The sequence below is a fragment of the Pseudonocardia sp. ICBG162 genome, from assembly GCF_020496225.1.
GTDB classification, from domain to species: domain Bacteria; phylum Actinomycetota; class Actinomycetes; order Mycobacteriales; family Pseudonocardiaceae; genus Pseudonocardia; species Pseudonocardia alni.
Map to the genome: position 1 here is coordinate 1,075,713 of NZ_JAHLJD010000031.1, position 14,708 is coordinate 1,090,420.

The following is a 14,708-nucleotide window of genomic DNA, read 5'->3' on the forward strand; positions in this document are numbered from 1 at the left end:
GGAGCACCCACCATGGCCGAGCGCCGTGTGAAGGTCGGTTCGTCGGTCGGGCTGCACGCCCGCCCCGCCAACCTGTTCGTGACCGCCGCCAAGGAGCAGGGGGTCAAGGTGAGGATCGGGACCGCCGACGGCGAGCGTGGTCCGGTCGACGCCGCCTCGATCCTGTCGGTGATGGGCCTGGGCGTGAAGTCCGGCGAGGAGGTCGTGCTGACCTCCTCCGACGACGAGCAGGGCGAGGCCGCCGTCGCGGCCCTGGCCGCGCTGCTGGAGCAGGACCTCGACGCGAGCTGACCCTGCGTCACCCGGTACGACCCGGACGCCCCGCCGCGCCTCCCGCGCGGCGGGGCGTCCGGCCGTCCGCACCCCGGTCCCGCCGAGACGCACGTGTCCGCCCTCTTGGGGGCCGGAACGTGCGGCTCGATCCCGCGGCTCAGTCCCGCAGGACGGTCACCCCGCGCGGGGGCAGGGTGCCGGCCGGGCCGGCGAGCACCTCCGCCGCGCCGAGCGGCCCCAGGTCGACGGGGGCGTCGGTCCGGTTGACGACGAACCGGAACCCGTCGCGGCGGACCAGCTCCACCCGTCCCACCAGCTCGCCGGGCAGCTCGGGGGCGATCCCGGCGGCGGCCAGCAGGCGTCGCAGCAGCGGGGCGCGGTCGGCGAGGCGGGTCGGGACGTAGGTCGCCGACCCGTCCCCGACCGGGCGGCGGGTCACCGCGGGCAGCCCGGCGAGGTCCCCCGCGGCCGGGTCGGTGCCGCCGCCGGTCCAGCGGGCGAGCACCTCGACGGCCGGGTCCACCACCTGCACGGCCTCGCTCCACAGGTCACCGGTGGAGCCGTCGTCGAGCTCGACGACGGCGCCCGGGTCGAGCGGCGCGAACTCCTCGACCCGGATGCCCAGCAGGTCGCGCAGCGCGCCCGGGTAGCCGCCGAGGACGGCGTGCGCGTCGTCGTCGACGGTGCCGGAGAAGTAGGTGGTGACCAGGTGCCCACCGGCCCCGACGTAGGCGGTCAGCGCGGCCGCCCGGTCCGGGCCGACCACGTGCAGCACCGGGGCGACGACCAGCCCGTAGCCGGACAGGTCCGCGTCCGCGGACGTGACGTCGGCCCGCACCCCGGCGTCGAGGAACGCCCGGTACCAGCCGAGCGCCTCGGCCTTGTAGCGCAGCTCGGTGGTCGGGGTGAACGGCTGCTCGGCGGCCCACCACGACGGCCAGTCCCACAGCACCGCGGCCGGCGCGGGGACCCGCCGCGCCCCGGCGACCGGGGCCAGGTCGCGCAGTGTCGCCCCGAGCGCGGTGACGTCGCGGAACAGCGCCGAGGCCGGCCCGGCGTGCGGCACCATCGCCGAGTGGAACTTCTCCGCGCCCGCCGCGGACTGGCGCCACTGGAAGAAGCAGAGCGCGTCGGCGCCGTGCGCGAGGTGGGTGAGCGCGTCGCGGGCGAGCTCCCCGGGGCGTTTGGCGCGGTTGACCGGCTGCCAGTTCACCGCCGACGTCGAGTGCTCCATCAGCCACCACGGGTGCCCGCCGGCGAGGTTGCCGGTGAGGTTGGCCGAGAACGACAGCTCGTCGCGGGCGTCCGGGCCGGGGAACACGTAGTGGTCGTTGGCGACGATGTCGACCTCGGGCGCCCAGGTCGCGTAGTCCATGCCGCTGGTCTCGCCCATCACCATGAAGTTGGTGGTCACGGGCACGTCCGGGGTGAGATCGCGCAGCAGGTCCCGCTCGGTGCGCAGGTGGTCGAGCAGGGCGTCGGAGGAGAAGCGGGCGAAGTCGAGCTGCTGGGTCGGGTTCGGGTGGGTGCCCGGGCCGGTGCGGCGCGGGGTGCCGATCTCGTCCCAGTCGCCGTAGTGCTGGGACCAGAACGCGGTGCCCCAGGCGTGGTTGAGCCGGTCGAGGTCGCCGTAGCGGCGCTGCAGCCAGGCCCGGAACGCGACCCGGGCGTCGTCGGAGTGGTCGTGGACGTCGTGGCAGCCCAGCTCGTTGGACACGTGCCAGGCGGCGAGCGCGGGGTGGTCGCCGTAGCGGCGGGCGAGCCGCTCGACCAGGGCGAGGGCGTGGCGGCGGAACACCGGGGAGGTCGGGCGGTGGTGCTGGCGCCCGCCCGGCGCCAGGGTCCGGCCGTCGGCGTCGACGGCGAGGATCTCCGGGTGCCGGTGGTGCAGCCACGGCGGGGGTGACGCCGTGCCCGTCGCGAGGTCGACGGCGATCCCGCCCGCGTGCAGCAGGTCCAGCACGTCGTCGAGCCACCCGAGGTCCCAGCGGTCCGGCGCGGGCTGGAGCAGCGCCCAGGAGAAGACGCCGACGGTCGCGACCGTCACGCCTGCCTCGCGCATGAGTGCGACGTCGGACTCCCACACCGCGCGCGGCCACTGCTCGGGGTTGTAGTCGGCCCCGAACTCGATGCGGGGACGGGAGGCACCGGGGGTGCGACGCAGCCAGCGGGTCATGCGCCCAGTGTGACCCGCGACGATGTGCGATGTCGTGCGGATGTGTCCGGGTTCGTGCGGATCAGGTTTCCCCGGGGTTACGGGCGGCGCCAGCGATGGCCCCGGCCCGCGCCGGCGGGGGACGATGCCGCTGCCCGAACCCCGTTCCCGACGACGCGAGCGGCCCGTCCCGACCCGCGCCACCGCGCGGAGAACCGGAGAGCCTGCGTGAGCCCCTCGGAGACCACCGCACTCGCCCCCGACTCGCTGACCGCGCACTCGGGCGTCGTCAGCGAGAGCGAGCAGAAGGCGCTGCGCGCCGACATCCGGCGGTTGTCGACGATGCTCGGGCGGACGCTGTCCGACGAGTCCGGTCCCGAGGTCCTGGAGCTGGTCGAGCAGGTGCGCCGGGCGGCCCGGGACTCCGCGCGCGGCGAGGCCGGGCCGGACGTCGTCGCGGCCCTGCTCGACGGGATCGACACCGGCACCGCGGTGCTGCTGGCGCGGGCGTTCTCCCAGTACTTCCAGCTGGCCAACGTCGCCGAGCAGCTGCACCGGTCCCGTGAGCTGCGCGAGCTGCGCCCGGCCGACGCGCGACCGCTCCGGACGGTGCTGCGCCGCCTGGCCACCGAGGCCGACCCGGACGAGGTCGCCGACGTGCTGGCCCGGGCCGAGCTGCGCCCGGTGTTCACCGCGCACCCGACCGAGTCGACCCGGCAGTCGGTGCTGGGCATCCTGCGCCGGGTCGTCGACGCCCTCGACGACCGGGCGCCCGACGAGGAGCTCGCCGCGCTGGTCGACCTGCTGTGGCAGACCGACGACATCCGCCCCGGCAAGCCGATGGTGATCGACGAGGCCCGCAACGTCGCCTGGTTCGCGGCCCGGCTCGGCGAGCGGACCGTCCCGGACCTGCTGGGCGAGTTCGCCCGGGAGGCCGCCGAGGCCGGGCTGGAGATCCCCGACGACGCGCGTCCGCTCGTACTGGGGTCGTGGGTCGGCGGCGACCGCGACGGCAACCCCAACGTCACCCCCGCGGTGACCCGCGAGGTGCTGGAGCTCAATGCCGACCGGGCGATCCGGATCCACACCGCGCTGGTGGAGAAGCTGGTCTTCGAGCTGTCGGTGTCGACGCGGGTGATGGGGGTGTCGGAGGAGCTGCGCGGCTCGCTGGCCCGTGACCGCCGCGCGCTGCCCGCGGTGCACGACCGCTACATCCGGCTCAACGCGCACGAGCCGTACCGGCTCAAGCTGTCCTACGTCGCGGCCCGGCTGGAGAACACCCGCCGGCGGATCGCGGCCGGCGCCGCGCACGAGCCGGGCGTCGACTACCTGGGGTCGGCCGGCTACCTGGAGGACCTGCTGGTCGTCGACCGGTCGCTGCGCGGCCACCACGGCGCCCGGATCGCCGGCGGCACCCTGGCCCGGGCGATCCGCTCGGCCCGCGCGCTGGGCCTGCACCTGGTCGAGATGGACGTGCGCGAGCACTCGCAGAAGCACCATGACGCGCTCGGCGCGGTGTTCGACGGGCTCGGCGAACTGGAGAAGCCCTACGCCGAGCTGACCCGCGACGAGCGCCGCGAGCTGCTCTCGGCGGAGCTGCGCAGCAAGCGGCCGCTGTTCCGCCGCCACTACGGCGTGCCCGAGGCCGCCGCGCCGGTGCTGGACCTGTTCGACACGGTGCACGCGCTGCAGCACGAGTTCGGCGACGAGGTGGTGCGGACCTACATCGTCTCGATGGCCCGCGACGTCGACGACCTGCTCGCCGTCGCCGTGCTGGCCCGCGAGGCGTACATGGTCGAGATCGGCGACGACCCGCGCTCCTCGATCGACCTCGTGCCGCTGTTCGAGACGGTGGAGGAGCTGTCACGGGCCGGGGAGCTGCTGGAGGGGTTGCTGTCGGACCCGGGGTACCGGCAGCAGGTCCGCAACCGCGGTGACCTGCAGGAGATCATGCTGGGGTACTCCGACTCCAACAAGGGCGCGGGGATCACCGCGTCGCAGTGGCAGATCCACCGGGCGCAGCGCCAGCTGCGCGACGTGGCCGCCGAGCACGGGGTGCGGCTGCGGCTGTTCCACGGCCGCGGCGGGTCGGTCGGGCGCGGCGGCGGTCCGGCGGGTGAGGCCATCGCGTCGGCGCCGTTCGGGTCGGTCGACGCCACGATGAAGCTCACCGAGCAGGGTGAGGTCATCTCCGACAAGTACTCGCTGCCAAGCCTGGCGCACGACAACCTGGAGATCCTGCTGGCGTCGATGCTGGACGCGTCGCTGCTGCACCAGGCGTCGCGCTGGCCGGCCGAGACCCTGAAGCGCTGGGACGAGGTCATGGACTGCGTGTCCGAGGCGGCCACCGCGACCTACCGGACGCTCGTCGACGACCCGGGTCTGCCGCTGTTCTTCACCGCGGCGACGCCGGTGGAGGAGCTGGGGCGGCTCAACGTCGGGTCGCGGCCGTCGAAGCGACCGGGGCAGGGCGAGCCGACGCTCGACGACCTGCGGGCGATCCCGTGGGTGTTCGGCTGGACACAGACCCGGATGGTCGTGCCCGGCTGGTACGGCCTGGGCTCGGGCCTGAAGGCCGCCCGTGAGGCCGGCTACGCCGACGAGCTCGCCGAGATGCGGGAGTGGGCGTTCTTCCGGAACCTGATCGGCAACATCGAGATGACGCTGGCGAAGACCGACCTGCGGATCGCGTCGAACTACGTCGCGACCCTGGTGGAGCCGGAGCAGCAGGGACTGTTCGCGCAGATCCGGGCCGAGCACGAGCTGACCCGCCGCGAGCTGCTCGCGGTGACCGGGGAGGACCAGCTGCTCGCCCGGCACCCGGTGCTGCGGGGCACGCTGTCGGTGCGCGACACCTACCTCGAGCCGCTGCACCACCTGCAGGTCGAGCTGCTCGCCCAGCGCCGGGCCGCGGGCGACGACCCGGATCCCGACCTGGAGCGCGCCCTGCTGCTGACGATCAACGGGATCGCGGCCGGGATGAAGAACACCGGCTGAGCCCCGGCACCGGGCCGACCGGTACGTTCCGGACATGGAGCACGATCGGAACACACCCGGCCCGGAGGGCCCCGCGACCCGCCGGGTGGTCGCCTGGGTGCTGATCATCGCGCTGGCCGGGCTCCCGCTCAGCTACCTGGCCGGGACCGCAGGCCCGCAGATCGTCGGCGCGCTGGTGGTCGTCGCGCTGCTGGTCGGCGGCGTGGCGTTCTGGCTGCACCGCCGCACCCGCTGACCGGCCACCCGCTGGAACCGGTGCGGTCGCGGGCTGCTGGACTGCCCGGGTGCAGTACCGCCACGCCCCGGCCGCGAACCACGCGGCGCTCGACGCGGTGCTGGCGTCGGCGCCGGGCCGCCCGACCCTCCCGGTACGCCTGACCGTCGAGCTCGCCGGCCGCGCCCGCGCCCACCTGCCCGCCGACGCCCCGCTCACCGTGTGGGACCCGTGCTGCGGCGCCGGGGTGACCCTCACCGTGCTGGGCCTGCTCGTCCCCGGCCTCGCGCGGCTGGTGGGCACCGACGCCGACCCCGAGCCGCTCGACCTGGCCCGGCGCAACCTCGCCCTGCTCGACCCCGGCGGCCTCACCGCCCGCGCCGCGGACCTCGACGCCCTCGCGGCCCGGCACGACAAGCCGTCCTACGCCGACGCCGCGACCGCCGCCCGGACCCTGGTCCCGGCGAGCACCCCGGCCTGGTCCGTCGCCCCCGCCGACGCCCGGGACACCGCCGCCGTCCGCAGCGTGCTGGCCGGGGCGGGTCGCTACGGAACCGGCCCGGACCTGGTCCTGGCCGACCTGCCGCACGGGCACCGGACGACCTGGGCCGCCTCCCCCACCCGGCCCGGCGCGGCCGACGCCCCGGCCCCCGACGCCGGGCCCGCCCGCGCCGCCGCCGCCGCCGACCAGGACCAGGACCCCGGGGTCGAGTTCCTGCGCGCGGTCGCGACCGTGCTCCGCCCGGACGCCGTGGTCGTGGCCGTCGGGCGCGGGCGGACGGTGCCGCTGCCGGGCGGGGTCCGGCCCCTCGACCGGGTCCGCGTGGGGCACCGGGCCGCCGTCCTGGTGCGGGCGGGCGCGCTGCGGGACGACTGAGCTGGGCAGGGCTGCCCGCCACCCTCGCGCCGGGGCCGGGCCGCATCACAGGGGTGCCGGCGGGGCGACGCGCCTCCACGCTGGCACGGACCGCGTGACCGGACACCCCCTCTTCTCCGAATTCGCTTACCGGGTAAGCGAATTCGGAGAACCAGCACCCTGCCGTGCCCCGGCCCGGGCGAGGTGGCCCGATACCGGGCCGCCGGGCCCAGGAGCTCCGATCTCCGGGCGAGCCGGTACCGGTCACACTGGACCCCGGACCGACACCGACACCGACACCGTGAGACCGACACAGACACCGAGGACACGCCCGTGAGCACGATCGACCTGAACGCCGACCTCGGTGAGTCCTGGGGCCGGTGGACCCTCGGCGACGACGAGGCGATGCTCGGGCTCGTCACCTCGGCGAACGTCGCGTGCGGGTTCCACGCCGGGGACCCCTCGACGCTGCGGGTCACGACCACGGGGGCGGCCGGGGCGGGGGTCGTCGTCGGGGCGCAGGTGTCGTACCCGGACCTGCGCGGGTTCGGGCGCCGGTTCCTCGACATCGAGCCCGGCGCGCTGACCGACGACGTGATCTACCAGATCGGCGGCCTCGAGGCCCTGTGCCGGGCCGCGGGCACCCGGGTCCGCTACGTCAAGCCGCACGGTGCGCTCTACAACGCCACGCGGACGCACACCGAGCAGGCGCGCGCGGTGGTCCGGGCGGTGCGGGCGTACGACCCGTCGCTGCCGGTGCTCGGGCTGCCCGGGTCCGAGCTGCTCGCGGAGGCCGAGCGGGCCGGGCTGCGCGCGGTGGGCGAGTTCTTCGTCGACCGCGGCTACACCGGTGAGGGCGGGCTCGTGCCGCGCGGCGAACCGGGTGCGCTGCTCGACGACCCCGCGGAGGCGGCTGAACGGCTCGTCCGCGTGGTCGGGACGGGGACGGTGCGCGCGGTCGACGGCAGCGACGTCGCGGTCCGTGCCGAGTCCGCCTGCCTGCACGGCGACTCCCCCGGCGCCGTCGCGACCGCCCGACGGGTCCGTGACGAGCTCGCCCGGGCCGGGATCACCGTCGCACCGTTCGTGTGAGCGATGATCGGGTCATGACGAACGACCCGCACGCCTGGCTCGAGGACGTCACCGGCACCGAGGCCCTGGAATGGGTGTCGCAGCGCAACGCCCGCACCGAGGCGCGGCTGACCGGCACCCCGCTGTTCGCCGAGCTGGAGTCGGGGATCCGCGAGGTCCTCGACTCCCGCGACCGGATCCCGTTCGTCACCGCCCGCGGCGGGCACTACTACAACTTCTGGACCGACGAGCAGCACCCGCGCGGCCTGTGGCGGCGCACCACCCCGGAGTCCTACCGGAGCGCCGACACCGAGTGGGAGGTGCTGCTCGACGTCGACGCGCTCAACGCGGCCGAGGGCGAGAACTGGGTCTGGCACGGCGCCCGGTTCCTGCGCCCGGACCTCGACCGCGCGCTGGTCGACCTGTCCCGCGGCGGCGCCGACGCCGACGTCACACGCGAGTTCGACCTCCCGACCCGCAGCTTCGTCGACGACGGGTTCTCCCGGCCCGAGGCGAAGGGCGGGATGAGCTGGATCGACCGCGACACCGTCTACCTGTCCACCGACCTCGGTCCGGGCTCCATGACGACCTCGGGCTACCCGCGCACGGTGCGCCGGCTGCGCCGCGGCGAGGCCCTGGAGTCCGCCGAGCTGGTCTACGCCGGCGAGGAGACCGATCTCAGCATCTCGGCGTTCCGCGACCACACCCCCGGCTTCGAGCGGGACTTCCTGCGCCGGGCGCTGGCCTTCTACGCCGACGAGCTCCACCTGATCGGCGCGGACGGGACCCTCACCAAGATCGACGTCCCGGACTCCGCGATGGCCGACGTGCACCGCGAGTGGTGCACCGTCGAGCTGCGCGAGGACTGGGGCTCGTTCACCGCGGGCTCGCTGCTCGCCGCCCGCTTCGACGACGTCCTGGCCGGCGCCCCCACCTGGGAGGTGCTGTTCGAGCCCACCGACTCCTCCTCGCTCGCCGGGTACACCTGGACCCGCCACCACCTCGTGCTCGACGTGCTGGAGCACGTCGTCGACCGGCTCGTCGTGCTCACCCCGGGCGAGCAGGGCTGGACCCGCACGCCGTTCACCGGGGCGCCGGAGTTCGGCAGCGTCACCGTCGCCGCGGTCGACGCCGACGAGAGCGACGACGTCTGGCTGATCGTCACCGACTACCTGACCCCGTCGACGCTGTCGATCGCGACGGTCGGCGAACAGCCCCGTCCGCTGCGCAGCGCGCCCGCGTTCTTCGACGCGTCCCGCCACGTCATCGAGCAGCACTTCGTGACCAGCGACGACGGCACCCGGGTCCCGTACTTCCTGGTCCGGGCGAAGGACCTGCCCTTCGACGGCACCGCCCCCACCCTGCTCTACGGCTACGGCGGCTTCGAGATCCCCATGACGCCCGGCTACTCCGGTGGCACCGGCCGGTCCTGGCTGGAGCGCGGCGGCGTGTACGCGGTCGCGAACCTGCGCGGCGGCGGCGAGTACGGGCCGCGCTGGCACCGGGCGGCGCTGCGCGAGAAGCGGCCGCGGGCCTACGAGGACATGGCCGCCGTCGCCCGGGACCTCATCGACCGCGGCGTCACCTCGCGGGCACACCTCGCCGTGCAGGGCGGCAGCAACGGCGGCCTGATGGCCGGGAACATGCTGGTCCGCTACCCGAAGCTGTTCGGCGCGGTGGTGATCCAGGTGCCGCTGCTGGACATGAAGCGCTACAGCCACCTGCTCGCCGGTGCCTCCTGGATGGCCGAGTACGGCGACCCGGACACCGACGACTGGGAGTTCATCCGGACGTTCTCGCCGTACCACCTGATCGACGACGCGGCCGACTACCCGCCGACGATCCTGCTGACCTCCACCCGCGACGACCGGGTGCACCCCGGCCACGCCCGCAAGTTCACCGCCGCGCTGGAGGCCGCCGGTCACGACGTGACCTACTACGAGAACATCGAGGGCGGGCACGGCGGCGCCGCGGACAACGCGCAGGCCGCGAGGATGGCCGCACTGGCCTACGGATTCCTGTGGGAGAAGCTGGCATGAGCGACGTCGTGATCAGGGTGCGGGGCGAGCACGAGCGGCAGGTGCCCGCCGAGCGCGGCACCGCGCTCGTCGTCGTGGAGGCGCAGGGCCCCGAGGCCGCCCCGGTGCGGGCGGAGGTCGAGCGCGGCACCGCGGCGCTCGTCGCCGACGCGCGCGGCCTGCACGACCCCGACGCCGGGCCGGTCCGGCGCTACGTCGTCGACCAGGCCCGCAGCTGGGTCGAGCAGCCCTCCTTCGAGGGGCGCCCGCAGCCGCCGGTGCACCACGCGTCGGTGTCGGTGTCGGTGGAGTTCGACGACGTCGCACGGCTCGGCGCGTGGCTGTCCGGTGTGGACCGGTTCACCGGTGCGCAGGTCCAGGGGATCACCTGGGACCTGGCCCGCGACCACCGCCGCGAGGTCGAGCGCGCGGCCCGGCAGGACGCGCTGCGCCAGGCCGTCGAACGCGCCCAGGACTACGCCGACGCCCTGGACCTGGGCACCGTCGCCCCGCGCTCGGTCGCCGACACCGGGATGCTCGGCACACGGGCGGTCGCGATGAGCGCCCGGGCCGTGAGCGCGCCCGGCAGCTGGGGCGCCGAGTCCGCCGACGGCGGGCTCGGGACGCTGCTCGCCCCGGACGACATCACCGTCCGGGCCGAGGTGGAGGCCGAGTTCGTGGTCCGGCCGGGCTGCTGACGCCGGGGCGGGCTCAGCCCTCCCGGGCGGCGATCTCCGAGTGCTCTGTGCGCAGCTCCCGCTTGAGGATCTTCCCGCTGGGGTTCTTCGGGAGGGCGTCGGCGAACACGACGTACTTGGGCCGCTTGTAGCCGGCGAGCTTGTCCTTCGCGTGCGCGTCGACCTGCTCGCGGGTCAGCGTCACGCCGTCCTTCGGGACGACGACCGCGGTGACGGCCTCGATCCAGTGCGGGTGGCTGACGCCGAACACGGCGACCTCGGCGACGCCGTCGAGCAGGTAGAGCGCCTCCTCCACCTCGCGGGAGGCCACGTTCTCCCCACCCGTCTTGATCATGTCCTTCTTGCGGTCGACGACGGACAGGTACCCGTCGGCCGTCATCACACCCAGGTCGCCGGAGTGGAACCAGCCGCCGGCGAACGCCTCGGCGGTCTTCTCCTCGTTCTCGTAGTACCCCAGCGTCACGTGCGGGCTGCGGTGCACGATCTCGCCGACCTCGCCCGGCGGGACCTCGTTGCCCTCGTCGTCGACGACGCGCGTCTCGACGTTCAGCGACGCCCGCCCGGCTGACCCGGCGTGGCTGAGCTGCTCGTGCGGGGCCAGCAGGGTCGCCAGCGGCGAGGTCTCGGTCTGGCCGTAGAAGTTCCACAGCCGCACGTCGGGCAGCCGCCGGGACAGCTCCTGCAGCACCTCGACCGGCATCGCCGCCGCGCCGTAGTAGCCCTTGCGCAGGCTCGACAGGTCCCGGGTGTCGAAGTCCGGGTGGCGCAGCAGCGAGATCCACACCGTCGGCGGGCAGAAGAGCTTGGTGACCTTCTCCCGCTCGATCGTCTCCAGCAGCCGGGCCGGATCCGGCGACGGGAGGATGATGCTGGTCGCGCCCAGGTAGACGTCGACGGACAGGAAGCAGTCCAGCTGCGCGCAGTGGTAGAGCGGCAGCGAGTGCAGCTCGACGTCGTCGTGCTCCATCCCGCCGTCGACGACGCACGACACGTACTGGGTGATCAGCGACCGGCTCGGCAGCATGACGCCCTTGGGCCGCGACTCGGTGCCGGAGGTGTACATGAGGCGCAGCGGGTCGTCGTCGGCGATGTGCACGTCGGGCTCGCCGGGGTCGCCGTCGCCGTCGATCCAGGCGTCCAGGTCGGCCCAGTCGCCGGTCGGCGCCTGCCCGGACAGTCCGATCCAGGCCCGGACCGACGCCGGCGCCGACGACTGCGCGAGCGCCTTCTCCCCGGTGGCGGCCAGCGCGTCCTCGACGACGAACGCCGTCGCCCCGGAGTGGTCGAGGATGAACGCGATCTCCTCGGCGTTCAGCATGAAGTTGATCGGCACGAGCACGACGCCGAGCCGCGCGGTGGCGTAGACGAGCACCGCGAACTGGCGGCAGTTGTGCGAGAGCAGCGCGAGCCGGTCGCCCTTGGCCAGCCCCTGCTCCGCCAGGGCGGCGGCGCACCGGTTCACCGCCGCGTCGAACTCGGCGAACGTCCAGCGGGTGTCGCCGTCGACGACCGCGGTCTTGCCCGGATACCGGACGGCCGTGCGGTGCAGGAGGTCCCCGAGCGAGTGCCGGCGCACCCGCTGGATCGCCGCGGCGGTCTGCTCACTGAACTCGGTAGCACCGTTGCCCATGGCGGCATCCTGCCCGAGGACACCCCGACAGTCACGTACGACTGTTTTCCCCGGATCCGACGGGCGCGGCGGTGTCCCGGGCTGTGTCCCGGGCGGTGTCCTGGGCGTGCTCGGCCGGCACGCAGACGCCGGTCGGCTCGTCCCGTCCGCGCAGCGTCACCGACTCCCCGGCCCGCCACCGCGCGGCCTCCGCACCGGCGGCGTCGACGGCCCGCGCGGACGCGACGACCATCCCCGGCACCGACTTCGCCAGCTCGGTGAGCCGGGCGGCCTCGTTCACCGGGTCGCCGATCACGGTGTACTCGTAGCGGCGCGGGTCCCCGATGTTGCCGGCCACGGCGTCGCCCGCGGAGACGCCGATCCCGGCCTCGACCTCGGGCATCTCCTCGGCCAGGCGGGCGCCCAGGCAGCGGGCGGCGCTCAGCGCGGCGCCGGGGGCGTCGTCGAGGTCGAGCGGGGCACCGAAGACCGCGAGTGCGGCGTCGCCCTCGAACTTGTTGATCCACCCACCGGCCTGCTCGACGCACTCGACGACCACCCCGAAGAAGCGGTTCAGGACCGCCACGACCTCCTCGGGCGGGCGGCGGGCGGCCATCGTCGTCGAACCGACGAGGTCGACGAACAGCACGGCGACCGGGCGCACCTCGCCGCCGAGCCGGATGCCGTCGCCGCGTGCCGAGGCGGCCTCGGCGACGTCGCGGCCGACGTGGCGGCCGAACAGGTCGCGGATCCGCTCCCGCTCGCGCAGGCCCTCGACCATGCTGTTCGTCCCGGCCTGGAGCTGGCCGAGCTCGGTGTTGTCGTAGACGGGCAGGCGGACGTCGAGGTCGCCGTCCTGCACCCGGGCCAGCGCGCGGCGCACCGCCAGCACCGGGTCGGCGATGGCGCGGGCGGCACCGAGGGTCGTGATCAGCCCGACCCCGATCGCCGTGCCGCCCAGCGCGAGCATGGTGACCGCGAGCTGGGTGGGTGAGGAGTCGCCGAACACCAGCGCGACGAGCCCGGCCAGCATGATCCCGGAGATCGGGACCGCGGTGCCGAGCGCCCAGAACCCGACCGAGCGCAGCATGACCCCGGTGACCAGGCGACGCCGCTTCGGCGGCCGTCCGGACAGCACCCGGGCCGCGGCGCGGCGCAGCATCCGCTCGACCAGCAGGTAGGACAGCGACGACGTGGTCACGCCGCCGATGAGCACGGTGGCGGTGACCGAGAAGCCCAGCCGGCCGGAGTAGCGCAGGTTCAGGAAGCAGAACAGGACCGCGGCCACCGCCCACAGCAGCGCGACCATCGAGGTGATCCGGGCGGGTGCCCGCAGCACCAGCCGTCGCTCGTCGGCCTGCGGGTCGCGCGAGGAGCGGCGCACGGTCAGCTTCCGGCGGCCGAACCAGATCCCGACCGGGACCGCGACGAGCAGGTAGATCCCCAGCACGACGAGGTTGACCAGCCGGATCTCGACGGCGTCGAGCAGCTGCTCGCGGGGCAGCACGAAGGCCGCGATGACCAGCACCACGGCCGCGCCGATGACGTTCGCCGACGCCACGACGAGGGCGAGCAGGGCCCGTACCGGCAGCCCGACGACCTGGCGGCCCGGCCGCGTCGCGGGTCGCTGCGCATCCATGGGCCGGAGTCTAGGCCGATCGAGTGAGCCGGGCCGCCGGAGATCGGGACCGGATGCCGGACCCTCCCCGCGCCCCAGCCCGCCGGGACGGGGAACGGGCGCCACCACCGTGCTGCGCGACGGGATGGCCGCCCACCCTGCGCGGTCGGCCGCCTGGGCCGAACCCACTACGGCGGCTCCCCGTTCGCGTGTTCTCGTCGCCGCGACGTTGTGAGACCCAGCTCACGGGTACTGGCCCCGGGTAGGTCACACATCGGGACGGACCGGCTCCGGCGGGGCCCGTCACACAGAGGGGACAACCAGATGACCAGCACGTATGGCACCACCGGCCGCGGCGCCGTCGCAGGCGGACCGGCGGAGCACGCGGGCGCGGTGGCCCCCGGGCACGCCGACCCCGGGCACGCCGACCACCGGCACAGCGACCACGCCGTCACCGACCGCACCGTCACCGACCGCACCACGGTGGACCACCGGCCGGGCGTCGCGCACCACCCGGGCGGGGTACCGGTCGCGGGCAGCCCGCGGCTGGACCGCATCCGCTGGGGCGCGGTGTGGATCGGCGCGCTGACCACGTTCGCGACCAACATCGTCCTGCAGCTGCTGTTCTTCGCCTTCGGCTGGCTGGCCTTCGGCGGTCCCGGCACGACGACGGCGGCCGTGGTGTCGGTGGTCATCGGCCTGCTCGCGTTCTTCCTCGGTGGCATGGCGACCGGGTCGTCGACGCTGTGGGACAGCCCCGGCGACGGCGTGGTCAACGCCCTGGCGATGTGGGTCCTGACCACGATGCTGCTGGTCGCGCTCGCCCTCGCGGGTGGCGGCGCGCTCGCCGGCTACGCGGGCTCGGCGTTCGCCGGCATGAACGGCACGGGCGTCGTCGGCCTCGCGCGCGACGCCGCGGGCTGGTCGGTCCTCGGGATGGGTGTCACCGCCGCGGCCGCGGCGATCGGTGGCGCCGTCGGTGCCCGCCTCTGGCCGGGTGCCGCGCAGCGGACCGCCCGGATCTGACCGCGCCCGGCGCCGACCGGGCGCCGCACCGGCACACGACCGCCCCCGCCACCGTCGCCGCAGCGACGGGACGGGGGCGTCGCCGTGTCCGGGCCGGTGGGTGGAGAGCCGATCTCCACCCGGGGTCGGTCCCCGGGTGGATCCGGGAGGGGGTCCGCGCGCGGGACCGTCGT

The 14,708-nt window shown here is 74.8% G+C and carries 11 protein-coding genes; 8 read left to right on the forward strand and 3 right to left on the reverse strand.

Going from position 1 to position 14,708, the window contains the following annotated elements:
* Positions 1 to 12: 12 nt before the first annotated feature.
* Positions 13 to 291 carry an HPr family phosphocarrier protein gene (locus KPL60_RS29930; RefSeq protein WP_226354180.1) on the forward strand — a complete coding sequence of 93 codons (279 nt, stop codon included), beginning with the start codon at positions 13 to 15 and terminating at the stop codon, positions 289 to 291.
* A 139-nt stretch (positions 292 to 430) separates the two neighbouring features.
* Here KPL60_RS29930 and KPL60_RS29935 read toward each other — a convergent pair whose 3' ends face one another.
* Complete coding sequence (locus KPL60_RS29935; RefSeq protein ID WP_226367882.1) at positions 431 to 2,449, reverse strand: beta-galactosidase; 2,019 nt, start codon at positions 2,447 to 2,449, stop codon at positions 431 to 433.
* Positions 2,450 to 2,656: 207 nt separating this feature from the next.
* Between KPL60_RS29935 and ppc the strand changes: the two genes are divergently transcribed.
* The 6 genes from ppc (at position 2,657) to KPL60_RS29965 (ending at position 10,282) form a co-directional block, all read left to right on the forward strand.
* Positions 2,657 to 5,425: a phosphoenolpyruvate carboxylase gene (gene ppc, locus KPL60_RS29940; RefSeq protein WP_226367883.1), complete on the forward strand. Its 2,769-nt coding sequence runs from the start codon at positions 2,657 to 2,659 to the stop codon at positions 5,423 to 5,425.
* Positions 5,426 to 5,459: 34 nt separating this feature from the next.
* A complete protein-coding gene (locus KPL60_RS29945; RefSeq protein ID WP_062398523.1) occupies positions 5,460 to 5,660 on the forward strand; it encodes a hypothetical protein in 201 nt (66 codons plus the stop codon).
* A gap of 49 nt (positions 5,661 to 5,709) precedes the next feature.
* Positions 5,710 to 6,516, forward strand: a complete 807-nt coding sequence (locus KPL60_RS29950; protein ID WP_226367884.1) for an rRNA methyltransferase — start codon at positions 5,710 to 5,712, stop codon at positions 6,514 to 6,516.
* 312 nt (positions 6,517 to 6,828) lie between these two features.
* Positions 6,829 to 7,587 carry a LamB/YcsF family protein gene (locus KPL60_RS29955; protein WP_226367885.1) on the forward strand — a complete coding sequence of 253 codons (759 nt, stop codon included), beginning with the start codon at positions 6,829 to 6,831 and terminating at the stop codon, positions 7,585 to 7,587.
* Between the two features lie 14 nt (positions 7,588 to 7,601).
* A complete protein-coding gene (locus KPL60_RS29960) occupies positions 7,602 to 9,605 on the forward strand; it encodes a prolyl oligopeptidase family protein (RefSeq protein ID WP_226367886.1) in 2,004 nt (667 codons plus the stop codon).
* Positions 9,602 to 10,282 carry an SIMPL domain-containing protein gene (locus KPL60_RS29965; RefSeq protein WP_226367887.1) on the forward strand — a complete coding sequence of 227 codons (681 nt, stop codon included), beginning with the start codon at positions 9,602 to 9,604 and terminating at the stop codon, positions 10,280 to 10,282. The genes KPL60_RS29960 and KPL60_RS29965 overlap by 4 nt, the downstream gene beginning before the upstream one ends.
* Before the next feature lie 13 nt (positions 10,283 to 10,295).
* Here the strand turns inward: KPL60_RS29965 and KPL60_RS29970 are convergent, their stop codons facing one another.
* Complete coding sequence (locus KPL60_RS29970; RefSeq protein ID WP_226354187.1) at positions 10,296 to 11,912, reverse strand: acyl-CoA synthetase; 1,617 nt, start codon at positions 11,910 to 11,912, stop codon at positions 10,296 to 10,298.
* Between the two features lie 31 nt (positions 11,913 to 11,943).
* Positions 11,944 to 13,530 (reverse strand): mononucleotidyl cyclase, encoded by a 1,587-nt coding sequence (locus KPL60_RS29975; RefSeq protein WP_226354188.1) that lies wholly within the window; start codon positions 13,528 to 13,530, stop codon positions 11,944 to 11,946.
* 303 nt (positions 13,531 to 13,833) lie between these two features.
* On the opposite strand from KPL60_RS29975, the gene KPL60_RS29980 reads away from it, so the two are divergent.
* On the forward strand, positions 13,834 to 14,535 hold the full coding sequence (locus KPL60_RS29980) for a hypothetical protein (protein WP_226367888.1): 702 nt from the start codon (positions 13,834 to 13,836) through the stop codon (positions 14,533 to 14,535).
* The last annotated feature ends 173 nt before the right edge of the window (positions 14,536 to 14,708 follow it).

Coding starts and splice junctions, on each gene's coding strand:
- KPL60_RS29960 (WP_226367886.1), top strand. CDS start 7,602: ATGACGAACGACCCGCACGCCTGGCTCGAGGACGTCACCGGCACCGAG.
- KPL60_RS29975 (WP_226354188.1), bottom strand. CDS start 13,530: ATGGATGCGCAGCGACCCGCGACGCGGCCGGGCCGCCAGGTCGTCGGG.
- KPL60_RS29945 (WP_062398523.1), top strand. CDS start 5,460: ATGGAGCACGATCGGAACACACCCGGCCCGGAGGGCCCCGCGACCCGC.
- KPL60_RS29935 (WP_226367882.1), bottom strand. CDS start 2,449: ATGACCCGCTGGCTGCGTCGCACCCCCGGTGCCTCCCGTCCCCGCATC.
- KPL60_RS29970 (WP_226354187.1), bottom strand. CDS start 11,912: ATGGGCAACGGTGCTACCGAGTTCAGTGAGCAGACCGCCGCGGCGATC.
- KPL60_RS29980 (WP_226367888.1), top strand. CDS start 13,834: ATGACCAGCACGTATGGCACCACCGGCCGCGGCGCCGTCGCAGGCGGA.
- KPL60_RS29965 (WP_226367887.1), top strand. CDS start 9,602: ATGAGCGACGTCGTGATCAGGGTGCGGGGCGAGCACGAGCGGCAGGTG.
- KPL60_RS29930 (WP_226354180.1), top strand. CDS start 13: ATGGCCGAGCGCCGTGTGAAGGTCGGTTCGTCGGTCGGGCTGCACGCC.